Genomic DNA, 24,133 nt, shown 5'->3' with positions numbered 1-24,133 from the left:
ATGTCGAGGGGTTATTGGAAGTGCCCAGGTGACGAAGAACCCATCGCCATAGGTCAGCCGCTTGCGTGCGCCGCTATCGTGATATTGTATCGCTGCTGGTGATAAAGCGTCGTCGCCGAGAAAGACGATGGCGAGCGCCAGATGCTCGACCTGCGCCACCTCAGCGATCGCCACGTCCACGCCGGGTGGGTGCGGACGATCCATGCCGCGCAAGGGGCGACCGCCGAGCGGGGGGATGGCGCATCTTGAGTCGTTCCGCACCAACACCGTGGATACCCGCGCGGCCTATGTCGCCATCAGCCGTGCTCGGTCCCATGCCGGCCTCTACACCGACAGCCGGGAAAGCTCACCGAGGCCCTCGGCCTGCGCGACGGGGCGCAGGTTGGGGCTATTGATGAGAGGGTGAAGCGGCAGAAATGGTCCAAGACCGCCTATTCAAAACATGTTGAAACCATTGAAGTGGCGATTTTTGAAAACCAATATTGACCTCCATGCGACTATATATGAGCTATCTGAATTACATAGAATTACCTATTGTGTCGCCGACTAAAATATAGATCATCCCGATTCAGGTGAATCTCAGCAATTGAACCGTCGTCAAAAACCTTTGAACAAATCACGCCTTCATCATGCAACTGACAGGCATATCCGCTGTGCTCGATAGACACTCGACTCAAGGCGGCGCATCCGCTGATCTTATCGAGGTGAACAGCGTAGATGTAATCAACATCCTCTTGCGGTTTCCTGGGTTGCACTTTTGTCAAGATAGCCGTCGAACAAATGCCCAATCCAGATTCGGCGACAAATGTTTGCGTGCTGGTTCTCTCTGAGCATCCAGCAAGTTGAAACCCTAGCACTATCCATAACAAATGCCTCATGAGCATGGATACCTTATATCGAATGTCTGGGCGCCGAGCAAATCTCCTAATGCGCCTACCGCTCTGGTCGTGTTTTCTCGCGGATATAGCCAAGACGATGTTCCATCGCGGTCTCCATAATCCATGCTATTGAAATCGTAAGAATCCCTCAACCCAACTGGCTTGCCACTTGCATTATATAAAATTGTAAATCCACCTAAGGCATAACCTAATGACGATCCATATGAGTTTCCGCCACGAGCGTAGCCTCCGGTAGAGAGTGGGATTTTATCCGTTGCCGGTTTGAATTGGCTCAAGGCATTCCGGAACTGGTTTCCTGACAGGCAGATAGTGCCGCCAATCCCTGAAAGATAGAATTGAGCGAGAGTCTCCTTGCTTACGATAAGGAGACGTCCCGTGGGCATTTCATTCTGCGGCGCGGCAGGTTCGGGTGTGGGAGGCGGAGTGGGTGTAGCAACCGGCACTGACCTTTTCTTATTGCACCGGATAACCAGACACACGAAACCTTTCACGAGGGGAAACGGATTGATGAAAATCCCCCCACCACCGCCTCGGTTTCTAGGGGGATTAGGTTGCTGGGGCAAATCAATACCTGCGCACAAAGTTCCGGCTGGACATTGTGACAAGCCGCTAGGATCAGTATTATTTATTGGATCCGCACCGATATAATCATACCAGTTCAGCCCGTCGCCATAGCCGATCGGGTCAGTCTGTAGGAAGCGGCCAAGCGTTGGCGAATACATGCGGGCTTTATAGTCGTATAGCCCGATCTCGGCGATCCATTTCTGGCCGGTATATTGGAACCGGCCGATATTGCCCGCCGCCGGAATGCCGAATTCGTCATAGCTGTTGGTTGCAATCGCAGCGCCAGTGTCGTTGGTCAACGCAACCACCGATCCGCGCTCATCGGCGTGGAGATAGCGGCGCTCCCCGCCTTCATACCACACCAGCGGCTCGTCGCTGCCCGGCCCATAGACATAGCGGCGAAGCATCGCCCCATTGAGCTGGTTCGTCTCGGCCAGCATATCGGCACCGTCATAGGTGAAGCTGGTATTCGCCGATCCCGCATTGACGTTGAACAACCGGCCCAGCGGATCATAGGCAAGGCTGGCACCAGGCGCCGTCGCCAGCATATTTTCCAGCGTGTAGCTATAGGTAGTGCTTCCCGACTGGGTCAGGTTGCCGCGTCCGTCATAACCAAGCGCTACCGCCCCTGATTGGGTATATTGATTCAGCGCATTGACCGCATAGTTGCGATTGGCATTCACCGCCCCGGTCCAGGCATAGCCGGCATTGGACTGCGTGCGACTGGCGATCTGGCCGGCGGGATTATGGGTGAAGCTGTGCAACAGGTCCTGCGCCCCGCCGGCGAGATCGAGCCCAAGCGACGAAAGCCGCGACGCCGCGTCATATCCATAGCGCGTCACCGTGCCATTGCCCCGCGTCAACGTGCTGCGCCGCCCCAGGGCGTCATAGTCAAACCTCGCCAGGGCGAGGCCGCCATTTTCGCGGATGAAGGTCAATGCGCCAACCGTGTCATAGTCATAGGTGACGAAGAACCCATCACCATAGGTCAGCTGAAATATCGCGGTCTGCGCGGCCAGTGGCGATGGCATAGCGGAAAACCTGCCCGCAGGTGCTGCGCAGCCGCCGCGCGGTCTCATAGTGGCCGCGCTTTTCAACCGCGCGCAGGACCGCCAGCAATTCGGGCGCTTTGATTTCACCAACCTTGCGTGCGCCGATTATGGGGTGGGCGAACTCCAGCAGCCATTTCAGCTTGCCCAGGGTCACTTCGGCCCGGCCTTCGCGGCGGGCCTTGTCGAGCCATTCTTCGGCAACCGCCTGAAAGCTGTTCACGTTGGCCAGCGGTCCGGTGATCTTGTCGATCTTGCGCTTGGCCGACGGGTTCATGCCATCGGCAATCTGTTTCTTGATTTCGAGGCGTTTGGCGCGGGCTTCTGCCAGCGTGATCGTGGGATAGACCCCGAGCGCTGCCGTGGCGCGCTTTTCGCCGAAGCGATAATCGACCCGCCAGCACCGCTGACCGGCTTTTGTGACCAGCAGGTATAGCCCGCCACCATCGGAAAGCTTGTAGGGCTTGTCGCGTGCAACTGCCTTTCGGACGGCCAGATCGGTAAGCATGGCGCCACCTTTTTTGTCGGTTTCGATACCGTCAAAAATACCGTCGGATACCGTCAATTGCAACGAATTTGACCGGATGCGGGTGGACACGCCAACCGTCAAAAACCTTTGATTTTCGGGACTTCTCCGGACAATTATGGACATGTCCGGAGGAAGCGATGGTGCCCAGAAGAGGACTCGAACCTCCACGCCCTTGCGAGCGCCAGCACCTGAAGCTGGTGCGTCTACCAATTCCGCCATCTGGGCACGGGGTAGGACGCGGCCTTTAGGGGTGGGGGGAAGGGGTTGTCAACTGATGATCGCGAAAGGGCGGTCATCGCTTGCCGTTTGGCGCGCGGCGGGGCATTTGGCGGCTTCACGGAAGGCCAAGCCGCGCTTTGGCGAACGAGAAGGTACGGGCGATGAAGGACAAGCTGGTAACGCTGGTGGGCGGCGGCGGGTTTTTGGGGCGGTATGTCGCGCAGGAATTGCTGGCTGGTGGCGCGCGGGTGCGGATCGCGCAGCGTGACCCGCGCAGCGCGTTTTTCCTGAAGCCGCTGGGCGGCCTGGGCCAGACGCAGTTCGTCGCTGCCGACATCGCCAAGCCCGACAGCATCGCTCGCGCGGTCGAGGGGGCTGATTGGGTCGTCAATCTGGTGGGCACGTTCACCGAGTATCGCCGGGTGAATGTCGATGGTGCGCGGACGATCGCCGAGGCGGCGGCGCGCGCGGGTGCAGCGGCGTTCGTGCAGATTTCGGCGATCGGTGCCGATGCGCAATCGCCCTCGCTCTATGGCCGCACCAAGGCCGAGGGCGAACAGGCGGTGCTGGCGGCCTTCCCCGGCGCGACCATCCTTCGCCCGTCGGTGGTGTTTGGCCGCGAGGACCAGTTCGTCAATCGCTTCGCGGGCATGATCGCCAGCCTGCCGGTGGTGCCGGTGCTCAAGGGCGGGGCCAGGTTCCAGCCGGTTTATGTCGGCGATGTTGCCAAGGCGGTCACCGCCGCGTTGGCCGATCCCGGCGTGCATGGCGGCCAGACCTATGAGCTTGGCGGCCCCGATGTGCTGACAATGGCCGAATTGCATCGCTGGATCGGCGAGCAGATCGGGCGCACCCCGCCGATGCCAGCTTTGCCCGATGCGGTGGGGTCGATGATGGCCAGCCTGGGCTTCCTGCCGGGCGCGCCGATCACCAAGGATCAATGGCTGATGCTTCAGCGCGACAATGTCGCTGCGTGGGGTGCCAAGGGGCTGGCGGCGCTGGGCGTTGCCGCGACGCCGCTGGGCGCGGTGGCACCCGGCTGGCTGGTGCAATATCGCCGCAACGGACGCTTTGGCGACAAGGTCGCCAGCTAAACATCTGCAACCCGCCTGCGGCCCTTAGGGCCGGGCAACCGGCCAGAGGGCTTGTTATGGAAGACCTGTTGACGATCATCCTGTTGGGGCTGATCGAAGGATTGACCGAATTTCTGCCGGTGTCGTCGACCGGCCATCTCATCCTCGCCAGCGAATTGCTGGGCTTTACCGAGGAGGGATCGATCGCGTTCAAGATCGCGATCCAATTGGGCGCGATCCTGGCGGTCATCATCGCCTATTGGCGGCGGTTCTGGGATGTCGGCACCGGCATGTTGCGGCGCGAGCCGGGGCCGTGGCGCTTTACCCGCAACATCCTGCTGGCGTTTGCGCCGGCGGTGGTGCTGGGCGTGATCGCCTATGAATCGATCCGCGCGGTGATGCAGCAGCCGATCGTGGTGGCGGTGGCGTTGATCGTCGGCGGCATTGCGATCCTGGCGATCGAGCGTGCGGTGAAGATCGTCAAATATGAAAGCGTCGAGGCGCTGCCCGCCAGCACGGCGGGGGCGATCGGGCTGGTGCAGTGCCTGGCGATGCTGCCGGGCGTGAGCCGATCGGGGGCGACGATCATGGGGTCGCTGCTGATGGGGGTCGAGCGCAAGACCGCCGCCGAGTTCAGCTTCTTCCTGGCGGTGCCGACGATGATCGGCGCGACGGTCTATGCGCTGTACAAGGATCGCGCCTTGCTGAACGCCGATGACCTGCTGGCGATCGCGATCGGGTTCACCGTGGCGTTCATCGTCGCATTGGTGGTGGTGAAGGCATTTGTGAAAGTCGTGTCGCGCTTCGGCTTTGCGCCCTTTGCCTGGTATCGCATCGTGGTGGGCTCGGCGGCATTGATCTGGCTGCTGGCGCGGTAGGGCCGATACGGCCATTATGTCAGGGTCAAACGCAGACCGATGACGGGGTTTCAGGCGTTTGCAAAATAATAGGTAAGCATTGGTGTCTTAACGGCGTATTTGTGCGTGACTTCGGCGCATGGCGACTATATGCAACGCGCCAAGCAACCATATAGGAAATGCCCATGGCGACCGGCTCGACGCTGAAGTTCGTCGGCACCGACCAGGCCTATCCGGCCAAGCGCGACGCCGACGCCCGCAACAAGGACTTTCAGGAGATCGCCGATCGGTTCGCGGTCCCCAAGGCCGAGGAACAGGCGGGACGCTGTTCGCAATGCGGCGTGCCCTATTGTTCGGTGCATTGCCCGCTGCACAACCATATCCCCGACTGGCTTCGCCTGACTGCCGAAGGGCGGCTGCGCGAGGCGTATGAGCTGTCGAACGCCACCTCGACGATGCCCGAGATTTGCGGTCGTATCTGCCCGCAGGACCGGCTGTGCGAGGGCAATTGCGTCATCGAATTTTCAGGGCATGGCGCGGTCACGATCGGGTCGGTCGAAAAGTTCATCACCGACACCGCCTGGGAAGAAGGCTGGGTCGAGCCATTGGTGCCGGGTCCGGCGCGTGGCCAGTCGGTCGGCGTGATCGGCGCTGGGCCGGCGGGGCTGTCGGCGGCGGAATATCTGCGCGGCTATGGCTATGAGGTGCATGTCTATGACCGGCATGATCGCGCCGGCGGGCTGCTGACCTATGGCATACCCGGCTTCAAGCTGGAAAAGCCAGTCGTCATGCGCCGGATCGAGCGGCTGAAGGCGGGCGGCATCGTGTTCCACGAAGGGTTCGAGGTCGGTCGCGACTCGACGATGGACGAATTGCGCGCGCGCCACGATGCGCTGCTGGTCGCAACCGGCGTGTACAAGGCGCGGGCGATCAAGGCCCCCGGCATCGGCAGCGAAGGCGTGGTTGAGGCGCTTGATTATCTGATCGCGTCGAACCGCAAGAGCTTTGGCGACACGGTTCCCGCCTGGGACGATGGCAGCCTGAATGCCGCGGGCAAGCATGTCGTCGTGATCGGCGGCGGCGATACCGCGATGGATTGCGTCCGCACCGCGATCCGCCAGGGCGCGGCATCGGTGAAGTGCCTCTATCGCCGCGACCGCGCCAACATGCCCGGCAGCCAGCGCGAAGTCGCCAATGCCGAGGAGGAAGGCGTCGAATTCGTCTGGCTCTCGGCCCCCGAAGCATTCGAAGCGGCCAGCGAAGGCCGGGTCTCGGGCGTCCGCGCGACTCGGATGCGGCTGGGCGCGCCCGATGCCACCGGGCGCCGCTCGCCCGAGCCCGATCCGGGCAATGAAATGGTGCTGCAGGCCGATCTGGTGGTGAAGGCGCTTGGCTTCGATCCTGAGGATTTGCCCGCGATGTTCGGTGCGCCCGAACTCGGCGTCAATCGCTGGGGCACGATCCGCGTCGATAACAAGACGATGATGACCAGCCTGGAGGGCGTGTTCGCCGCGGGCGACATCGTGCGCGGCGCATCGTTGGTGGTGTGGGCGATCCGCGATGGCCGCGACGTGAGCGAGCGGATGCATGCGTGGTTGAAGGCAAAGGCGAAGGCCGAGAAGGTGGCGGCGTGAAGCGCGCCTGGCTCATTGCGGTATCGCTGTCGGCGGCGATGCCCGCCGCAGCGCAGATTTCGCAGCCCGCCGACTCCGCGCGACTGGCGGCAGCACAGCGGCTGCTTGATAAGATGGATACCGAGGCGACACTGCGGCGCCAATTCGAGGCAATGGCACCGGGTTTCGCCGAGAGCGTGGTAGCGATGCTCGAAGCCCGTGCCGAAACGCGCGATACGATGGCAATGCTGATCGAAAAGGGCGAGGGTGGCCGTGACCGCCTGAACCAGATATTGGCGCAGGAGTTTATGGCGTCGATGGCCAAGCAATTTGCGCCGATCAAAGCGCGCGCCGCCGCTGAATATGCTGCAGCGATGACGGTCGAGGAACTGGAGGCGATCAGCGCCTTCTATGCCACCGGGCCCGGCGCGAAGGCGTTGGAGGTGATGCCCGAACTTCAGCGCAAGATGATCGCCGTTGGCCAGGAGCTTGGCCGCGTCGCCGGTGCCGAGGCCGGGCGCGCCGGCATTGAACGTGCGCAGCGCGTGATGCTGCCCTCTAATTCCGAAGGGTCCAGCGAATGACCAACGAAACCGAACGCCTCCGCCTGGCCGAACACGGCATGTACCGCCCCGAATATGAGGGCGATGCCTGCGGCGTCGGCCTCGTCGCCGCCACCGATGGCAAGGCGTCGCGCCGCGTGGTGCAATCGGCGATCGATGCGTTGAAAGCGGTGTGGCATCGCGGCGCGGTCGATGCCGATGGTATGACCGGCGACGGCGCGGGCGTGCATGTCGACCTGCCGCTGCGCTTCTTCGATGATGCCGTGATCGCCTCGGGCCACAAGGTGCGCCCGAACCGGCTGGCGGTGGGGATGGTGTTCCTGCCGCGTACCGATCTTGGCGCGCAGGAGACCTGCCGCACGATCGTCGAAAGCGTCATCATCGACGCCGGCTACACCATCTATGGCTGGCGGCAGGTTCCCGTCGATGTGTCGGTGATCGGCATGAAGGCGCAGGCGACCCGGCCCGAGATCGAACAGATCATGATCGCGGGGCCAATGCCCGACGAGGCTGACGCCGCCGAGTTCGAAAAGAACCTGTACCTCGTTCGCCGGCGGATCGAGCGGCAGGTGATCGCCGCGCAGATCAGCGGTTTCTACATTTGCTCGCTGTCGTGCCGCTCGATCATCTACAAGGGGCTGTTCCTGGCCGAGAGCCTGTCGCTCTTCTACCCCGATCTGCTCGACGAGCGGTTCGAGAGCCGGGTCGCGATTTTTCACCAGCGTTATTCGACCAATACCTTCCCGCAATGGTGGCTGGCGCAGCCGTTCCGCTGCCTGGCGCATAATGGCGAGATCAACACGATCCGCGGCAACAAGAACTGGATGCTCAGCCACGAGATCAAGATGGCGAGCATCGCGTTCGGCGAGCATTCGGAGGACATCAAGCCGGTGATCCCGGCGGGCGCGTCGGATACCGCCGCGCTCGATGCGACGTTCGAGGCGATCTGCCGCTCGGGCCGCGACGCGCCCACCGCCAAGCTGATGCTGGTGCCCGAAGCATGGCAGGGCCGAAGCGACCTGCCGCGCGCGCATTCGGACATGTATTCCTATCTGGCGAGCGTGATGGAGCCGTGGGACGGCCCCGCCGCGCTGGCGATGACCGACGGGCGCTGGGCGGTGGCGGGGCTGGATCGCAATGCGCTTCGGCCGCTGCGCTATACCCGCACCTCGGACGGGTTGCTGATCGTCGGATCGGAAACGGGCATGGTGCCGGTGCCCGAATCCTCGGTGCTCGAAAAGGGCAGGCTGGGGCCGGGCGAGATGATCGCGGTCGATCTCGACGCGGGGGAGCTGTATCATGATCGCGCGATCAAGGATCGGATCGCCGGCGAGCATGACTATGCCGAGATGATCGGCGGCTATCTGTCGATCGACGATCTGCCCGAAGTGCCTGCCAGCACGTGCCGCTATGCTCGCGCCGAACTGGCGCGGCGGCAGGTGGCGGCTGGCCAGACGCTTGAAGATATGGAGCTGATCCTCGCGCCGATGGTCGAAATGGGCAAGGAAGCCATCGGCTCGATGGGGGATGATACCCCGCTGGCGGTGATCAGCGACCAGCCGCGCTTGATCAGCCAGTTCTTCCGCCAGAATTTCAGCCAGGTCACCAACCCGCCGATCGACCCGTTGCGCGAACGCTATGTGATGTCGCTCAAGACCCGGTTCGGCAATCTCGCCAACATCCTCGATGTCGAAGCGGCGCGCGGGCGCGTGCTGGTGCTCGATTCGCCGGTGCTCACCTGCGCCGAATGGGATCGGCTGAAGGCGCATTTCGGCGGGCTGTCAGCGATGATCGACTGCACCTTCTCGCCCGCCAATGGCCCCGATTCGCTGCGGGCGGCGATCGCCAACATCCGCGCGCAGGCCGAACAGGCGGTGCGCGAGGGCAAGACCGAATTGTTCCTGACCGACGAAGCAGTGTGCAAGGATCGCGTGGCGATTCCCGGCGTGCTGGCGACCGCGGCGGTGCATACGCACCTCGTCCGGCGCGGGCTTCGCTCTTACGCCAGCGTCAATGTGCGCGTGTCCGAATGTCTCGACACGCATTATTACGCCGTATTGATCGGCGTCGGCGCGACGACGGTGAACGCCTATCTGACCGAAGCCGCGATTGCCGATCGGCATGGGCGCGGATTGTTCGGCGACCTGACACTCGATCAGTGCCTGGCGCGGCATCGCACCGCGATCGACGAGGGTCTGCTCAAGATCATGTCGAAAATGGGGATCGCGGTGATCTCCAGCTATCGCGGCGGCTATAATTTCGAGGCGGTGGGGCTTAGCCGCGCGCTGGTCGCCGATCTGTTTCCCGGCATGCCCGCCAAGATTTCGGGCGAGGGCTATGCCTCGCTCTATGTTAACGCGACCGACCGGCATGAGGCGGCGTTCGACAGCGCGGTCACGACGTTGCCGATCGGCGGCTTTTACCGCCAGCGCCATTCGGGCGAGACCCATGCCTATTCGGCGCAGTTGATGCATCTGCTGCAAACCGCGGTCGGCAATGACAGCTTCTCGACGTATATGCAGTTCTCGCGCGGGGTGCGCGATCTGCCGCCGGTGTATCTGCGCGACTTGCTCGAATTTAATTTCCCGCGCGAAGGCATCGCGATCGAACAGGTCGAGGCGATCACCGAAATCCGCAAGCGCTTCGTGACGCCGGGCATGTCGCTTGGCGCGCTCAGCCCCGAGGCGCATGAGACGCTGGCGATCGCGATGAACCGCATCGGTGCCAAGGCGGTGTCGGGCGAGGGCGGCGAGGACAAAATGCGCTATGCCCCCTATGCCAATGGCGACAACGCCAATTCGGGGGTGAAGCAGATCGCCAGCGGGCGCTTCGGCGTGACCGCCGAGTATCTCAACGCCTGCGACGAGATCGAGATCAAGGTGGCGCAGGGTGCCAAGCCCGGTGAGGGCGGGCAATTGCCCGGCTTCAAGGTGACCGAGTTCATCGCCAAGCTTCGCCACGCGACGCCGGGGGTGACGCTGATCAGCCCGCCGCCGCATCACGACATTTATTCGATCGAGGACCTCGCGCAGCTCATCTATGATCTCAAGCAGATCAATCCGCGCGCGCGGGTGTGCGTGAAGCTGGTGTCGTCGGCGGGCATCGGCACCGTCGCGGCGGGCGTGGCCAAGGCGCATGCAGACGTCATCCTGATCGCCGGCCATGTCGGCGGCACCGGCGCTTCCCCGCAGACTAGCATCAAATATGCCGGCACGCCGTGGGAAATGGGGCTGTCCGAAGTCAACCAGACGCTGACGCTGAACAATTTGCGTGGGCGGGTGACGCTGCGCACCGATGGCGGGCTGAAGACCGGGCGCGACATCGTGATCGCGGCGATCCTGGGGGCCGAGGAATTCGGCATCGGCACGCTCAGCCTGGTGGCGATGGGCTGCATCATGGTGCGCCAATGCCATTCGAACACCTGCCCGGTCGGCGTGTGCACGCAAGACGAGAAGATGCGCGCCAAGTTCACCGGTACGCCCGAAAAGGTCATCAACCTGATGACCTTTATCGCCGAGGAAGTGCGCGAAATCCTGGCGCGGCTGGGGGTGAAGACGCTCAACGATCTGGTCGGGCGCACCGAATTTCTGCGCCAGGTGAGTCGCGGGGCCGAGCATCTCGACGATCTCGACCTGAACCCGATCCTGGCCAAGGTCGATGCCACCGATGCCGAGCGGCGCTTCAGCCTGAGCACCTTCCGCAACGCGGTGCCCGACAGCCTGGATGCCCAGATGATCAAGGACGCCGCCGCAGTCTTCTCGCGCGGGGAGAAGATGCAGTTGACCTATTCGGTGCGCAACACCCACCGCGCCGTCGGCACCCGGCTGTCGAGCGAGATTACGCGCACCTTCGGCATGTCGAAACTCGCCGATGGGCATGTCCATGTCCGGCTGCGCGGCAGCGCGGGCCAGTCGCTGGGCGCGTTTCTGTGCAAGGGCGTGACGCTCGAAGTGTTCGGCGATGCCAATGACTATGTCGGCAAGGGGCTGTCGGGCGGGCGGATCGTGGTGCGGCCGATGGTGTCATCGCCGCTGGCCAGCCAGGACAATACGATCCTGGGCAACACCGTGCTGTACGGCGCGACCAGCGGGCGGCTGCTGGCGGCGGGCCAGGCGGGCGAGCGCTTCGCGGTGCGCAATTCGGGGGCCGAAGTGGTGGTCGAGGGATGCGGCGCGAATGGCTGTGAATATATGACCGGCGGCGTCGCGGTGGTGCTGGGCAAGGTCGGGCATAATTTCGGGGCGGGCATGACCGGGGGCATGGCGTTCATCTATGACCCCGAAAACCGCTTCGGCGAGCGCGCCAACCCTGAGAGCATCGTTTGGAATCGCCTGGCATCGGCGCATTGGGAAGGCGTGCTGCGCGACCTGATCGCGGCGCATCATGATGCGACCGACAGCAAATGGTCGGGCGGGCTGCTCGACGATTGGGACCGGGTGCGCGGGCATTTCTGGCAGGTGGTGCCAAAGGAAATGCTCGAGCGGCTGGCAGTGCCGATCGACGACCGCAGCGCGCCCGAACTGGTGGCCGCGGAATAGGCCTGGCGGCGGACCTACCAAACGTCATTCCCGCGCAGGCGGGAATCTATAATCACTGCACTGGAATATGGATTCCCGCCTGCGCGGGAATGACGAAAATCCGCAGCACTACCAGCCGGGGCGGCGGCGGTGGGTGAGCCACCCCGCCGCCGCGAACAGCGCCAGTGGTGGCCAGCCGCCATCGGTGACCGCCAGATAGGCGACCGCGATGCCCGCCACCGCAATGGCGGTCACCGCCAGCACCAGCGTATCGAACAGCCGCACCGCGATTCCCGCGCCGATTCCCAGCGCCGCCAGCGCGTTGAGCCCCAGCCAGCCATAGGAAGCGGCGCTGCCGATCGATCCGGCAAAGGGCAGCTTGATCGTGGCATAGCCGCGCATCGCATTGGGGAAGCAATCGGCGGCAAGGTGCAGCCCGATGCCGATCGCCAGCCCGGCGGCCACCCCGCGCAGGCGCGGATGATAGGCGAGCAGCAATAGCGGCGCGATGCTGTGCGTCATGCCGCTGCGATGGCCGAACGGCAGCCAGAAATCGATGTCGGGAAAGGTGGTGCCGCTGACCACCGCGAGCACCAGCGCGACCGCAACCGCGATCGGATGGCGCAGCAGCATCGCCACGACGATCGCCGCCGCCAGCCACAGGATCGTCATTGTCGTGCGTCCATTCGAATCTAGCCCCTTCCACCTCGCGGCTCGCGCTCCTAACACCGGGGCATGTGGCAACTCTATCAATTCCCCCTATGTCCCTTTTCGCGCAAGGTGCGGATACTGCTGGCTGAAAAGGGCGTGGGCTATGAGCCGGTGCGCGAATCGCCCTGGCTTCGGCGCGACGAGTTTCTCGACATGAATCCCGCCGGGCAGACGCCGGTGATGGTGCATCGCGACCGGCCGGGCCGGCCGATGATCGATTCGATGGCGATTTGCGAATATTTCGAGGAGACGGTCGAAAAGAGCGCGATGATCAACGGCACCGCCGCCGATCGCGCCGAAATCCGCCGGCTGGTGACGTGGTTCGACACCCATTTCTATCGCGACATCACCGCGCCGTTGCTGAAGGAGCGGATGGAAAAGCGGCTGGTGCTGCGCGAATCGCCCGATTCGGGGCGGTTGCGCGAAGCGATGAAGGCGGCGGTTTCGCACCTCGATTATATTGATTACCTGCTCGACCATCGCAAATGGATTGCCGGATCGACGATCAGCCTGGCCGATCTGGCAGCGGCGGCGCAGATTTCGATCGCTGATTATCTGGGCGGTATCGACTGGAAGAGCCATATACCAACCAAGCGCTGGTATGCGGGGATGAAGAGCCGCCCGAGCTTTCGCCCGCTGCTCGCCGAGCGGATGGAAGTCGTAAGTCCGCACGCCGATTACGAGAAACTCGACCTGTAAGGAGGGAAGGGCGATGCTCGAACATGTGCCGCACTGGCTGGGCAAGGCGCTGAGCGGTTTGCGCGCGGGGCAGGACAAGCTGGCGATCGCGCAAGGCGAGCTTGGCAGTTTCGAATCGATCCGCCTCGCCAGCCCCGCCTTCGCCAATGGCGCGCGGCTGCCCGAACGATTCACCGCCGATGGCGAGGGGGTATCGCCGCCCTTGTTCTGGACCGATGTGCCGCCGGGGGCCGTGCGGCTGGCGCTGCTGGTCGAGGATGCCGACGCGCCGACCCCGTCGCCGCTGGTGCATGCGGTGGTGTGGGATTTGCCGGTGGGCGATGGCGAACTGAAGGAGGGCGCGATCATCGCTAACAAGCGCCGCGATGCCGATGATGGCAGCGATGTCGGGCGCAACAGCTATTTCGCCGAAGGCTGGCTGCCCCCCGACCCGCCGACCGGGCATGGCGTGCATCATTATGCGTTTCAGCTTTTCGCGCTGTCCGAAGGGCCGGACCTGAAGGAAAATCCCAACCGCTCGGCGATGCTGAAGGCGATGCGCGGGCGGGTGCTGGCAGCGGGGCTGCTCACCGGCACTTATTCGCGCGGGGAGGCCCAGCCCACCGGATTGGTGGGCAAGGCCGTCCCCGCAGCGGCGTGATCGCGTCGATCAGCCGTTTACGATCATCCCGCCATTGGGATGGAGCACCTGTCCCGACATATAGCTCGAATCCTCGCACGCCAGGAACAGGAAGCTCGGCGCGACTTCGTTGGGCTGGCCGGGGCGACCGATCGGGGTCTTTTCGCCGAAGGTCTTGAGCTTTTCGGGATCGGCCCCGCCGAACGGATTGAGCGGCGTCCAGATCGGCCCCGGCGCCACCGCGTTGACGCGGATGCCGTCGGCGATAAGGTTTTCGGACAGGCTGCGGGTGAAGGCGGTGATCGCCCCCTTGGTCGCTGAATAGTCGAGCAGATCCTTGGCACCATTATACATCGTCACCGACGTGCAGTTCACGATCGCCGCGCCCGCCTTGAGATATGGGCGCGCTGCCTGCACCATGAAGAACATGCCGAAGATATTGGTCTGAAACGTGCGCCGAAGCTGTTGTTCGGTGACGTCGACAATGTCCTTGTCGGGATGCTGTTCGCCGGCATTGTTGACGACGATGTCGATGCGATCGAACGTCGCGACCACGCGCGCGACGGCTTCGTCGCAAAACGCCTTCTCGCCGATGTCGCCAGCGATCACCAGCGCGCGGCGGCCTTCGTGGCGGACGATACGCGCGGTTTCCTCGGCATCGTCATGTTCGTTCAGATACAGGATCGCGACGTCGGCACCTTCGCGGGCATAGAGCGCGGCGACAGCGCGGCCGATGCCGCTGTCGGCGCCGGTGATGATCGCGACCTTGCCCGAAAGCCGGCCCGATCCGGGGTAGCGCGGTTGCCATTGCGGCTTGGGGTCGAGCGCGCTTTCATGGCCGGGCAGCGCGTCTTCATGAATCATCGGGATCGTGTCGGTCATCGCTTCGAAGTCCTGCGGGTCGAAGCGCTCAACCGGTGAAACTGGGGGCGTTCCTTGGTGCCGGCCCTTGTCACTGGCGACGCCGGTCGGCCCGGCGGGGGCTTAAACCGGCGCGCCAGGCGACAAGCCTGGGGTAGGGGTCACGCCGCTCAAACCAGCGTGACCGACGGAGCCGATGCTGCGACCAGCATCGCGGTGAACAGCAGTGCGCCGACGAACGAGATGGCCGAACGCTGGATGGTTTCGAGACGAAGCGACATGGTGAAAACTCCCTGATATTGGCTTGGCCGGACCATCCGGCTGCCGATATCAGGGTCTTTGCATGAGGCGTGCCAATTGCAGAATTGGCGAAAAACCGTGGGTCTTGGGCTAGTCTTCGAAGGGCTTGGTAAATTTCGCTATTTGCGAATAGCGAAAAACCCCAATCAGCAGTGCGTTTCGCTATCGGACAGCACTTTGTTGCGGCCCGCGTCCTTGGCGGCATATAAAAGCCGATCGGCGCGCTGGAAGGCGTCGGTCGCATGTTCCTGCTTGGCCAACGGGGTCACGCCGACCGAAATCGTGATTTCGCCCAGCGGCACATCGGTCTCGCGCAACCGATAGCGTTTCTGCCCAACCTCCAGCCGCGCCGCATCGACGGTGGCGATCGCACTCGACAGCGGACCATAAAACAGCAGGGCAAACTCCTCGCCGCCATAGCGCGCGACCAGATGCCCCTTGCAGGTCTGCGCCAGCGTCTGGCCGATCGCGCGCAGCACGCGGTCGCCCACCGCATGGCCGAACCGATCGTTAACGGTCTTGAAATGATCGACGTCGCAGATCGCGACACAGGCGGGCTGCCCCTTGGCGAGCGCTTCGGCAAAGGCCTGTTCGAACGCCCGGCGGTTGGGCAGGCCGGTCAGCGGATCGCACAGCGCATCGCCGCGCGCCTGTTCGAGCATCTGGCGCAATTCCTGCGTTTCGCGGTGCGCCTGGTCCAATTGTCGCTCGGCAGCATGGACCCGCCCGATCATCGTCGCGGTAATGTGAGTCACATCGTCGAGAAAGCTGATCGATTCATACCCCTCGCGCGAACGCTCCATTGCATCGACGCTCGCCGCCAGGTCGCGGCTGAAATCGCGGGTTTCGGTTCGCACCGTCGTCATGATGTCGGCGAAGCCCGCGACCTGCATTTCGGTCTTGGCCATCAGCGTTTCGGCATTGCGCGCAGCCACCGCGCTCGTGTCGTTCTCTTCGGTGCCGCGCGCGACGCTCGGGCTCAGGTCGACGCCCAGCGCCTCGATGTCGCGCTGGGTCAGCCGAACGCCGCCATCGATGAGTGCCGCCACCGCCGTCGCCAGCGTCCCCTGCGGATCGGTAACCAGGTGATAGGCAAAGGCGTAGTTGACCGGATTTGGCTCAAGCCGCTGATCGAAAAGAAACATTCCGATGCGATCAAAGACCTCACGAGGACCAATCGTCTTCCTGTCGGCCATAGGGGCAAGTGCCGGGGGCATCGGTTCGTGGTTCCTCGTCATTCGAGCGCACGCCGCTAGGGGGCATGACCCTATGGCCAGTCCCCCTTATCGCAACATTGCTAATAATGCCTGAGCAACGCCCCTAATGTGGACCATTATTGCCTTAGCGCTTGGGTTGCAGTTTGCGGACCGCTGCCAGCGTCGTGCGGACATGATCGACCGGGCTCATGTCACTATGCGCAAACGCGATTTTACCGTCGCGACCGATCACATAGCTGGTGCGGTTGCTGATCGCGGCCCCGCCCGGGCGGCGAAGTTCGACGTCATAGCCCTTCAACATGGCGGGCGATGCGGTTGCGACCGCGAATTTCCCCGCGCATAATTCGGTGGAGAATTTCTGGAGCTGGGGGATCGCATCGGCCGACATGCCGATCACGGTGGCGCCCGCTGCCTTGAAATCGGCAACCGCGTCGGCAAACGCCTTTGCTTCGGCATTGCAGCCCGAGGTGAAGGCGGCGGGGAAGAAATACAGCACCACCGGCCCGCGCTTCAATTGCTGCGACAGGCGCAGGTTGAACACCTTGCCCGCCATCGCGCCTTGTGTCGCGAAATCGGGGGCCTGTGCGCCCGGCGCGAGCGCGGCGGAGGCCGGCATCGCCAGCGTCAGGGCAAGGGCGGCGAAGATCGAAGCTGCACGCATGATGATTCCTCCAGAAGATTATTGCGGAGGCTAGCGCGGGCAACGCCGCAAGTCGATCAGCGGGTAAGCGCGACACCAAGTCGTACATGGCTGTCACGCTGGCGATAGTCGTCCAGCACTTCCCCAAAGCCCGTAAAGCCCTGCCCGAAAATATAGAGGCCAAGCCCGCCGCCAAGCCGCGCCATCGGATAGGAAGCAAAGAGTTCGGCGGCACCCTTGCCGGTGCCGGGATTGCCGCGCCCGGTCAGCATCAGCTTCACCCCGTCGGTCTGGCCGATGCTCGCGGCGAGCGAGGTATAGCCCCAATAGCGATCCAGGTCGCGCGTTCGGCCGCGCGCGCCGACATAGAACCAGGCCTGCGGCGCGACTTCGGCATACCAGCGATCGCCAAGGTCGAATCGGTGCGCGATTCGAGCATAGACGCGGTTGACGTCGATCGAGCCGGCGGGGCCGCGCCCGTTCGAATCATGGGCATAGCCGATCGCGGCGACGCTATCCTGCGCCAGCGGTACTTCGTAAAACACCTCGGGGCTGTAATTGGTCGATTGGACCGGGCCAGAGGGCAGGTCGATCCGCCAGAACATCGTCTGGGTCCAGGCGAGGCGCAGGCCGTTGAGCGCGCCATTGGTCTCGAACGGCTGAAACGCGAAGCTCAGTTGCAGCTTGCCGCCTGAATCGCCGGTGCCGAACGCGCCATAGACCGGGCGATAGGGCGCGAAGCGATCGAGGATGCCCGACGCGGTGCCAGCCGATCCCAGCACCACATCTTCGCGCGACGCGGCGATTTCGTCCTGCTGCGGCGTGGTCGGGCGCGCAGCTTCGGCCAGGTCGAGCGGGGCGGGGCGATAGCGAAGCCGGGTGAAACCGCCCGCTGCCACGAACGGCACCGGCACGGTATCGCGCAGCAGGCGAAGGCGGGTGCCGTCGGCGGCAGTGACCTCGATCGTCTCGGGCGGTTTGGGATCGGCGGCGGCGGTGCCGTCGTTGACGAACAACACATCGACCCCGGCTTGCGCGGCATCGGCAGAGGCCGGCTGATCGGCGACCGGGCGGATCTGCGCGGCGGCGGGCGCGGCGACGCAGGACAAAGCGAACGTAGCGAAAGCGAAACGCATGCCGCTTCATGGCATTGCGCCGGGATCGGCGCGAGTCTGAAATATCCGCGCTTGTCTGGGGCTGGTTGTCTGGTCTTGGCGGCGGCGGGGCGTTAGGTGACCCTGCATGCCAGTATCTCAAGCCGACATCGATCTCGCCAACCGCCTCGCCGATGCCGCAGGCGCGGCGATCCGCCCCTTTTATCGCGCCGCATACGGCCTGGAGGTGAAGGACGACGCCTCGCCGGTGACGCTCGCCGACAAAGCGGCCGAGGCGGCGATGCGCCGGCTGATCATCGCCGAACGTCCGATGGACGCGATCGTCGGCGAGGAGGAGGAGGCGCGCGCGGGCAGCAGCAACCGCACCTGGGTGCTCGATCCGATCGACGGCACCCGCGCGTTCATTTCGGGGCGGCCGATTTTCGGGACGCTGATCGCGCTGCTGGTCGATGATTGGCCGGTGCTCGGCGTGATCGACCAGCCGATCATCCAGGAACGCTGGGTGGGCGTCGTCGGACGCGGCACGACGCTCAACGGGGTGCCCGCCAAGACGCGGGTTTGCCGCGAACTGGGCCAGGCATTGCTGGCCACCACCTCGCCCGCGCTGTTCGACGACGGCCAGTTGCATGCGTTCGAGCATCTGGAGGCCGAGACGCAAAGCACCGTGCTCGGCGGTGACTGCTATAATTACGGCTGTCTGGCGTCGGGGCATCTCGACGTGGTGGTCGAGGCGGGGCTGAAGCTGCACGACTTCGCCGCGTTGGTGCCGGTGGTCGAGGGTGCGGGCGGGCGGATGTGCGATTGGGCGGGCGATCCGCTGCACAAGGGATCGTCGGGCGAAGTGATCGCGGCGGGCGATCCGGCGCGGATCGACGACATTCTCGATGCGCTAGGGTGCCGGGGCCATCAACACTGACGTTGCAATCGCCCGCACCTTAAGCTAGGCGCTGCCGCTTCCGCGATCATTTCGAAGGAACCGCCTGGCCAGTGTGGGCTGCCAAGGCGATTCGCGATCGTCGACCCAAGGAGACGAAAATGCCCAAGATGAAGACCAAGAGCGGTGTGAAGAAGCGCTTCAAGTTCACCGCTACCGGCAAGATCAAGCACGGCGTCGCTGGCAAGCGTCACCGTCTGATGAGCCACAATTCCAAATATATTCGCCAGAATCGTGGGACCTCGGTCGTCTCCGATGCCGATGCCGGTCACGTGCGCCTGTGGGCGCCGTACGGCCTGAAGTAAGGGAGCCCGATAGATGGCAAGAGTAAAGCGCGGGGTTACCACCCGTTCGAAGCACAAGCGGATTCTCGATCAGGCGAAGGGCTATTATGGCCGTCGCAAGAACACGATCCGCATCGCCCGCCAGGCAGTCGAAAAGGCCGGCCAGTACGCATATCGCGACCGCAAGGTTAAGAAGCGCACGTTCCGTGGCCTGTGGATCCAGCGTATCAACGCCGGCGTCCGCGCCGAGGGTCTGACCTATTCGCAGTTCATGCACGGGCTGAAGCTTGCGGGCGTCGAACTCGACCGCAAGGTCCTGGCCGACATCGCGATGCACGAGCAAGCAGCGTTTAGCGCGATCATCGCGCAGGCGAAGGCGGCACTGCCCCAGGCCGCCTGAGGCGACCTGGCACGCGATCAAGAGTAAAGGGGCGTCGGTGGCAACACCGGCGCCTTTTTTCGTTTCGGCTTCGGGGGGAGAGCAGCATGGCGATGAAAACCTGGTGGCTGTACGTCACCGCCGTCTTCGTGATCTCGGCGACGCCGGGGCCGAACATGCTGCACGTCATGGTCCAGAGCATCCAGCACGGCCCGCGCCGCGCGCTGGCATCGATGGCGGGGCTGATGACCGCGAACCTGATCTGCCTGGTCGCATCGGCGCTGGGGCTGGGCGCGCTGCTAAAGGCATCGCCGGGGCTGTTCGATGCGCTGCGCTATGCCGGGGTCGCCTATCTGCTGTGGCTCGGCATCAAGGCATGGCGCGCGCCGGTGGGCGTGGGCGTGGGCGAAGGCGCGGCGATGCCCGCCACGCGCCGGTCGCTACGCGTGCTCTATGCCACCGGCTTGGGCACCGGGCTGTCGAACCCCAAGCTGATTGTTTTTGCCGCAGCATTGTTGCCGCAATTCATCGATGTCAGCCGCCCGTTCGTGCCGCAGCTCGCCGTGCTGGTCGTGACCTTTATGGCGATCGAGGTCTTTTGGTTCGGCATCTATGCCACCGGCGGGCGTTCGCTGTCGCGCTGGCTGGCACCTGCCAACCGGCAGCGGCTGTTCAACCGCGTGACGGGGGCGCTGTTCATCGGCTTTGGCGCGGCGCTGCTGGGAAGCCGCGGTTGATCGACGCAAATGCTTGACCTGCGCGCCCGTCTGCGGTTCGAGCCCTTACGCATAGTGAACGGAAAGCCATGACCACCGACCTCGACCAACTGCGATCCGACCTGCTGGGCGCGATCACCGCCGCCGATACCCTTGATGCGATCGAGGCGGTTCGTGTCGCGGCGCTGGGCAAACAGGGCAGTGTCACCGCGTTGCTCAAGACGCTGGGCGGCATGTCGCCCGACGAGCGCCAGACCGCAGGCCCGCTTATCCAGGCGCTGCGCGAAGCGGTGACCGGCGCGATCGCCGATCGCAAGGCCGCGCTCGAACGTGCCGCGCTCGATGCCCGGTTGGCGAGTGAGACGCTCGACATGACGCTGCCCGCCAGCGGCGTCGCGCCCGGCAGCGTCCATCCGGTCAGCCAGGTGATGGACGAGCTGGCCGAAATCTTCGCCGATTTGGGCTTCGCGGTCGCGACCGGGCCTGAGATTGAGGACGATTGGCATAATTTCACCGCGCTCAACATCGCCGAGACGCACCCGGCGCGCGCGATGCACGACACCTTCTATTTCCCCGACGAAGGCGTCCAGCGGATGCTGCTGCGCACGCACACCTCGCCGGTGCAGATCCGCACGATGATGCAGCAAAAGCCGCCGATTCGGATCATCGCGCCTGGCCGCGTCTATCGCAGCGACAGCGATGCGACGCACACGCCGATGTTCCACCAGATCGAGGGGCTGGTGATTGATCGCGGCATCACGCTCGGCCATCTGAAATGGACGCTCGAAACCTTCCTCAAGGCGTTTTTCGAGCGCGACGACATCGTGCTGCGGCTGCGCGCCAGCTATTTCCCCTTCACCGAGCCTTCGGCCGAGGTCGATGTCGGCTACACGATCGAAAAGGGCAAGCGCGTGATCGGCGGATCGGGCGACGATGCCAATGGCGGCTGGATGGAGGTGCTGGGCAGCGGGATGGTGCATCCCAAGGTGATCGCCGCGTGCGGGCTGGATCCCGACGAATGGCAGGGCTTTGCCTTTGGCACCGGGGTCGATCGGCTGGCGATGCTCAAATACGGCATGGATGACCTGCGCGCGTTCTTCGACGGCGATCTGCGCTGGTTGAAGCATTACGGGTTCGGCGCGCTCGACGTGCCCACGATTGCCGGGGGAGTCGGCGCATGAAGTTCACCCTGAATTGGCTGCGCGAGCATCTCGACACCGACGCATCGCTCGACACGATCCTGGTCACGCTGACGCGCATCGGCCTCGAGGTCGAAGGCGTCGAGAATCCTGGCGAGGCGCTGGCGGCGTTCCGCATCGCGCGCGTGCTCACCGCCGAGCGGCATCCGCAGGCCGACAAGCTGCAGGTGCTGTCGGTCGATACCGGCGACGGTGCGCCTTTGCAGGTGGTGTGCGGCGCCGCCAATGCGCGCGCGGGGATGATCGGCGTGCTCGGGCTGCCCGGCGCGGTGGTGCCGTCGAACGGGATGCAGCTAAAGGTGTCGGCGATTCGCGGGGTCGAATCGAACGGCATGATGTGTTCGTCGCGCGAGCTTGAGCTAGGCGACGATCATGACGGCATCATTGAACTGCCAGCCGACGCGCCGGTGGGCATGTCGTTCCCCGATTATGCCGGGATCGACGATCCGGTGATTGACGTGTCGATTACCCCCAATCGCCAGGATTGCATGGGGGTGCGCGGCATCGCCCGCGATCTCGCGGCGGCGGGGCTGGGGACGCTCAAGCCGCTCGCGGTGCCCACGCCCGCGACGACCGGCCCCGGCCCCGATGTCCGCACCGACGACGTAGAGGGCTGCCCCGCTTTCTACGCGCAATCGGTGGCGGGGGTCGTCAACCGTGCCGCGCCCGATTGGATGCAGCGCCGGCTAAAGGCGATCGGGCAGAAGCCGATCTCGGCGCTGGTCGACATCACCAATTATGTGATGATTGATCTGGGGCGGCCGCTGCACGTCTATGACCGCGCCAAATTGTCGGGCGCACTGGTCGCGCGGCGCGCCGTGGCTGGCGAGCAGGTGCTCGCGCTCAACGGCAAGACCTATACGCTGGGCGATGCCATGACGGTGATCGCCGACGATTCGCAGGTGCACGATATTGGCGGCATCATGGGCGGCGAGGATTCGGGGGTGTCCGACACCACCACCGACGTGCTGATCGAATGCGCCTATTTCAGCCCGCAAGCGATCGCGCGCACCGGCCAGAAGCTCAACCTGACGTCGGACGCGCGCGGGCGGTTCGAGCGCGGGGTCGATCCGGCGTTCCTGGACGACGGGCTGGCGATTGCCTGCGCGATGGTGCTCGACCTGTGCGGCGGCACCGCCAGCGGTGTCACCCGCGCCGGGGAGCCGCCGCTGGCGATGCCTAGCTTCGCCTATGATCCGGGGCTGGCGCAGCGGCTGGGCGGCCTGTCGGTCGCGCCCGAACGCCAGCGCGACATTCTGGCGCGGCTGGGCTTCGCGATCACCGAGGATTGGCAGGTGACTCCGCCAAGCTGGCGGCGCGACATCGACGGCCCCGCCGATCTGGTCGAGGAAGTGGTGCGGATCGAAGGGATCGACAATGTCCCGTCGGTGCCGCTGCCACGCCCCGACGGCGTCGCGCGCCCAACCGCCACGCCCGAGCAAAAGATCGAGCGCAAGGTGCGCCGATCGGCTGCGGCGCGCGGGCTGCACGAGGCGGTGACGTGGAGCTTCATTCCGCAGACGCAAGCGGCGGTGTTCGGCGGCGGCGCATGGACGCTCGCCAATCCGATCAGCGAGGATATGAAGGTCATGCGCCCGTCGCTGCTGCCCGGCCTGTTATCGGCGGTGCAGCGTAACCTCAGCCGGGGGGCGAGCAGCGTTCGCTTGTTCGAGGTCGGGCGGCGCTACCTCGCCGATGCGGCGGGCGCGCCCGATGAGCGCGCGACGCTGACCCTGGTGCTGGCGGGCGAGCGTACCCCGCGCGGCTGGCAGGCGGGCAAGCCGCAGCGTTTCGATGCCTTTGATGCCAAGGCCGAGGCGCTGGCGTTGCTTGAGGCGGCAGGCGCGCCGGTGGCGAATTTGCAGGTGATGCCTGTCCTGAGCACGGCCGAAGGAGGTGAGGCGGGCGATGCCTGGCACCCCGGCCAGTCGGCAACGCTGCGGCTGGGGCCAAAGACGGTGCTGGCGCGCTTCGGGATGCTGCATCCCGGCGTCCTCAAGGCGTTCGACATCGCCGGCGACGTCGCGGCGGTCGAACTGTTCCTCGACGCGCTGCCGCCCAAGCGTGCGAGCGGCTTCATGCGCCCGGCGTTCGCGCCGCCGGCGTTGCAGGCGGTGACTCGCGACTTCGCCTTCACCGTCGCGCCCGCGCTGGCGGCGGGCGATCTGGTGCGCGCGATCCGGGGGGCCGACAAGGCGGCGATCGTCGATGCGCGGGTGTTCGACGTGTTCGAGCGCGCGACCGACGAGGGCGTCGAACGCTCAATGGCGGTCGAGGTGACGTTGCAGCCGGGGGAGAAGAGCTTCACCGATGCCGAGCTGAAGGCGGTGGCGGACAAGGTGGTGGCTGCGGCGGCGAAACTGGGGGCGGTGTTGCGGGGTTGACCCGCGCGCTGTCCTACAAGCTCCGGGCTTGCTATGGTTGCCGCATGAACACGCTCCTCCCTTCCCCCGGAATCGCGCTTTATGTCGCGGAAGGGGCGAATCCGGGGGGTACGTAGTGTAGCTTTTGTAGCCTTCCGACCCGAATTGCTGATCCTTCTCCCGCCGGCGGGAGAAGGATACCGAAGCTTGGCT

At 64.4% G+C, this 24,133-nt stretch carries 20 protein-coding genes and 1 tRNA gene; 13 read left to right on the top strand and 8 right to left on the bottom strand.

Features of this window, described 5'->3' with window-relative positions; translation table 11 throughout:
• Positions 1–874 precede the first annotated feature (874 nt).
• The 3 genes from QU44_RS17525 to QU44_RS12460 form a co-directional block, all read right to left on the bottom strand.
• On the bottom strand, positions 875–2,494 hold the full coding sequence (locus QU44_RS17525; protein WP_052134792.1) for an RHS repeat domain-containing protein: 1,620 nt from the start codon (positions 2,492–2,494) through the stop codon (positions 875–877).
• Positions 2,442–3,110 carry a tyrosine-type recombinase/integrase gene (locus tag QU44_RS12465; protein WP_197054309.1) on the bottom strand — a complete coding sequence of 223 codons (669 nt, stop codon included), beginning with the start codon at positions 3,108–3,110 and terminating at the stop codon, positions 2,442–2,444. The genes QU44_RS17525 and QU44_RS12465 overlap by 53 nt, the downstream gene beginning before the upstream one ends.
• A 69-nt stretch (positions 3,111–3,179) precedes the next feature.
• Positions 3,180–3,266: transfer RNA gene (locus tag QU44_RS12460), tRNA-Leu, on the bottom strand.
• 155 nt (positions 3,267–3,421) lie between these two features.
• On the opposite strand from QU44_RS12460, the gene QU44_RS12455 reads away from it, so the two are divergent.
• The 5 genes from QU44_RS12455 to gltB all read left to right on the top strand — a co-directional run bounded on the left by QU44_RS12455 (position 3,422) and on the right by gltB (position 11,904).
• Positions 3,422–4,354 (top strand): complex I NDUFA9 subunit family protein, encoded by a 933-nt coding sequence (locus tag QU44_RS12455; RefSeq protein ID WP_033922604.1) that lies wholly within the window; start codon positions 3,422–3,424, stop codon positions 4,352–4,354.
• A 56-nt stretch (positions 4,355–4,410) separates the two neighbouring features.
• Positions 4,411–5,211, top strand: a complete 801-nt coding sequence (locus QU44_RS12450) for an undecaprenyl-diphosphate phosphatase (protein ID WP_033922603.1) — start codon at positions 4,411–4,413, stop codon at positions 5,209–5,211.
• Positions 5,212–5,375: 164 nt separating this feature from the next.
• Entirely contained in the window at positions 5,376–6,824 is a 1,449-nt protein-coding gene (locus QU44_RS12445; RefSeq protein ID WP_033922602.1) for an NAD(P)-dependent oxidoreductase, read from the top strand.
• Positions 6,821–7,387, top strand: a complete 567-nt coding sequence (locus QU44_RS12440) for a DUF2059 domain-containing protein (protein ID WP_033922601.1) — start codon at positions 6,821–6,823, stop codon at positions 7,385–7,387. Before QU44_RS12445 ends, QU44_RS12440 begins: the two co-directional genes overlap by 4 nt.
• Positions 7,384–11,904, top strand: a complete 4,521-nt coding sequence (gene gltB / locus QU44_RS12435) for a glutamate synthase large subunit (protein ID WP_033922600.1) — start codon at positions 7,384–7,386, stop codon at positions 11,902–11,904. Before QU44_RS12440 ends, gltB begins: the two co-directional genes overlap by 4 nt.
• Before the next feature lie 108 nt (positions 11,905–12,012).
• Here gltB and QU44_RS12430 read toward each other — a convergent pair whose 3' ends face one another.
• A complete protein-coding gene (locus QU44_RS12430; RefSeq protein ID WP_033922599.1) occupies positions 12,013–12,555 on the bottom strand; it encodes a hypothetical protein in 543 nt (180 codons plus the stop codon).
• A gap of 63 nt (positions 12,556–12,618) precedes the next feature.
• Here QU44_RS12430 and QU44_RS12425 point away from each other — a divergent pair, with 63 nt between their 5' ends.
• Both QU44_RS12425 and QU44_RS12420 read left to right on the top strand, forming a co-directional pair.
• On the top strand, positions 12,619–13,293 hold the full coding sequence (locus QU44_RS12425; protein WP_033922598.1) for a glutathione S-transferase family protein: 675 nt from the start codon (positions 12,619–12,621) through the stop codon (positions 13,291–13,293).
• A gap of 13 nt (positions 13,294–13,306) precedes the next feature.
• Complete coding sequence (locus QU44_RS12420; RefSeq protein ID WP_033922597.1) at positions 13,307–13,933, top strand: YbhB/YbcL family Raf kinase inhibitor-like protein; 627 nt, start codon at positions 13,307–13,309, stop codon at positions 13,931–13,933.
• A 9-nt stretch (positions 13,934–13,942) separates the two neighbouring features.
• Here the strand turns inward: QU44_RS12420 and QU44_RS12415 are convergent, their stop codons facing one another.
• The 4 genes from QU44_RS12415 to QU44_RS12400 form a co-directional block, all read right to left on the bottom strand.
• Complete coding sequence (locus QU44_RS12415) at positions 13,943–14,794, bottom strand: SDR family oxidoreductase (protein ID WP_033922596.1); 852 nt, start codon at positions 14,792–14,794, stop codon at positions 13,943–13,945.
• Positions 14,795–15,219: 425 nt separating this feature from the next.
• On the bottom strand, positions 15,220–16,218 hold the full coding sequence (locus QU44_RS12410) for a GGDEF domain-containing protein (protein WP_231621734.1): 999 nt from the start codon (positions 16,216–16,218) through the stop codon (positions 15,220–15,222).
• A 196-nt stretch (positions 16,219–16,414) separates the two neighbouring features.
• Positions 16,415–16,951, bottom strand: a complete 537-nt coding sequence (locus QU44_RS12405; protein WP_033922594.1) for a peroxiredoxin — start codon at positions 16,949–16,951, stop codon at positions 16,415–16,417.
• A 56-nt stretch (positions 16,952–17,007) separates the two neighbouring features.
• Entirely contained in the window at positions 17,008–18,066 is a 1,059-nt protein-coding gene (locus QU44_RS12400; RefSeq protein ID WP_033922593.1) for a phospholipase A, read from the bottom strand.
• A 106-nt stretch (positions 18,067–18,172) separates the two neighbouring features.
• On the opposite strand from QU44_RS12400, the gene hisN reads away from it, so the two are divergent.
• The 6 genes from hisN to pheT all read left to right on the top strand — a co-directional run bounded on the left by hisN (position 18,173) and on the right by pheT (position 23,941).
• Positions 18,173–18,961: a histidinol-phosphatase gene (gene hisN / locus QU44_RS12395; RefSeq protein WP_033922592.1), complete on the top strand. Its 789-nt coding sequence runs from the start codon at positions 18,173–18,175 to the stop codon at positions 18,959–18,961.
• 119 nt (positions 18,962–19,080) lie between these two features.
• A complete protein-coding gene (gene rpmI, locus QU44_RS12390) occupies positions 19,081–19,284 on the top strand; it encodes a 50S ribosomal protein L35 (RefSeq protein WP_033922607.1) in 204 nt (67 codons plus the stop codon).
• A 13-nt stretch (positions 19,285–19,297) separates the two neighbouring features.
• Positions 19,298–19,663, top strand: a complete 366-nt coding sequence (gene rplT, locus QU44_RS12385; RefSeq protein WP_033922591.1) for a 50S ribosomal protein L20 — start codon at positions 19,298–19,300, stop codon at positions 19,661–19,663.
• A gap of 86 nt (positions 19,664–19,749) precedes the next feature.
• Positions 19,750–20,379 carry a LysE family translocator gene (locus QU44_RS12380; RefSeq protein WP_033922590.1) on the top strand — a complete coding sequence of 210 codons (630 nt, stop codon included), beginning with the start codon at positions 19,750–19,752 and terminating at the stop codon, positions 20,377–20,379.
• Positions 20,380–20,447: 68 nt separating this feature from the next.
• The gene (pheS, locus tag QU44_RS12375) at positions 20,448–21,539 is read left to right on the top strand and encodes a phenylalanine--tRNA ligase subunit alpha (protein WP_033922589.1); all 1,092 of its coding nucleotides are present in this window, start codon (positions 20,448–20,450) and stop codon (positions 21,537–21,539) included.
• Positions 21,536–23,941, top strand: a complete 2,406-nt coding sequence (gene pheT, locus QU44_RS12370; RefSeq protein ID WP_033922588.1) for a phenylalanine--tRNA ligase subunit beta — start codon at positions 21,536–21,538, stop codon at positions 23,939–23,941. Before pheS ends, pheT begins: the two co-directional genes overlap by 4 nt.
• Positions 23,942–24,133: the final 192 nt, after the last annotated feature.

The sequence above is a fragment of the Sphingomonas sp. 37zxx genome (assembly GCF_000786205.1).
Lineage (GTDB): Bacteria > Pseudomonadota > Alphaproteobacteria > Sphingomonadales > Sphingomonadaceae > Sphingomonas.
The sequence above is the reverse complement of the archived record's forward strand: the minus strand, read 5'-3'. Positions and strand labels throughout refer to the sequence as shown.

Coding starts and splice junctions, on each gene's coding strand:
- QU44_RS12425 (WP_033922598.1), top strand. CDS start 12,619: ATGTGGCAACTCTATCAATTCCCCCTATGTCCCTTTTCGCGCAAGGTG.
- QU44_RS12380 (WP_033922590.1), top strand. CDS start 19,750: ATGGCGATGAAAACCTGGTGGCTGTACGTCACCGCCGTCTTCGTGATC.
- QU44_RS12415 (WP_033922596.1), bottom strand. CDS start 14,794: ATGACCGACACGATCCCGATGATTCATGAAGACGCGCTGCCCGGCCAT.
- QU44_RS12455 (WP_033922604.1), top strand. CDS start 3,422: ATGAAGGACAAGCTGGTAACGCTGGTGGGCGGCGGCGGGTTTTTGGGG.
- rplT (WP_033922591.1), top strand. CDS start 19,298: ATGGCAAGAGTAAAGCGCGGGGTTACCACCCGTTCGAAGCACAAGCGG.
- QU44_RS12410 (WP_231621734.1), bottom strand. CDS start 16,218: ATGTTTCTTTTCGATCAGCGGCTTGAGCCAAATCCGGTCAACTACGCC.
- QU44_RS12420 (WP_033922597.1), top strand. CDS start 13,307: ATGCTCGAACATGTGCCGCACTGGCTGGGCAAGGCGCTGAGCGGTTTG.
- QU44_RS12400 (WP_033922593.1), bottom strand. CDS start 18,066: ATGCGTTTCGCTTTCGCTACGTTCGCTTTGTCCTGCGTCGCCGCGCCC.
- QU44_RS12430 (WP_033922599.1), bottom strand. CDS start 12,555: ATGACGATCCTGTGGCTGGCGGCGGCGATCGTCGTGGCGATGCTGCTG.
- pheT (WP_033922588.1), top strand. CDS start 21,536: ATGAAGTTCACCCTGAATTGGCTGCGCGAGCATCTCGACACCGACGCA.
- QU44_RS12405 (WP_033922594.1), bottom strand. CDS start 16,951: ATGCGTGCAGCTTCGATCTTCGCCGCCCTTGCCCTGACGCTGGCGATG.
- QU44_RS12445 (WP_033922602.1), top strand. CDS start 5,376: ATGGCGACCGGCTCGACGCTGAAGTTCGTCGGCACCGACCAGGCCTAT.
- hisN (WP_033922592.1), top strand. CDS start 18,173: ATGCCAGTATCTCAAGCCGACATCGATCTCGCCAACCGCCTCGCCGAT.
- pheS (WP_033922589.1), top strand. CDS start 20,448: ATGACCACCGACCTCGACCAACTGCGATCCGACCTGCTGGGCGCGATC.
- QU44_RS17525 (WP_052134792.1), bottom strand. CDS start 2,494: ATGCCATCGCCACTGGCCGCGCAGACCGCGATATTTCAGCTGACCTAT.
- gltB (WP_033922600.1), top strand. CDS start 7,384: ATGACCAACGAAACCGAACGCCTCCGCCTGGCCGAACACGGCATGTAC.
- rpmI (WP_033922607.1), top strand. CDS start 19,081: ATGCCCAAGATGAAGACCAAGAGCGGTGTGAAGAAGCGCTTCAAGTTC.
- QU44_RS12450 (WP_033922603.1), top strand. CDS start 4,411: ATGGAAGACCTGTTGACGATCATCCTGTTGGGGCTGATCGAAGGATTG.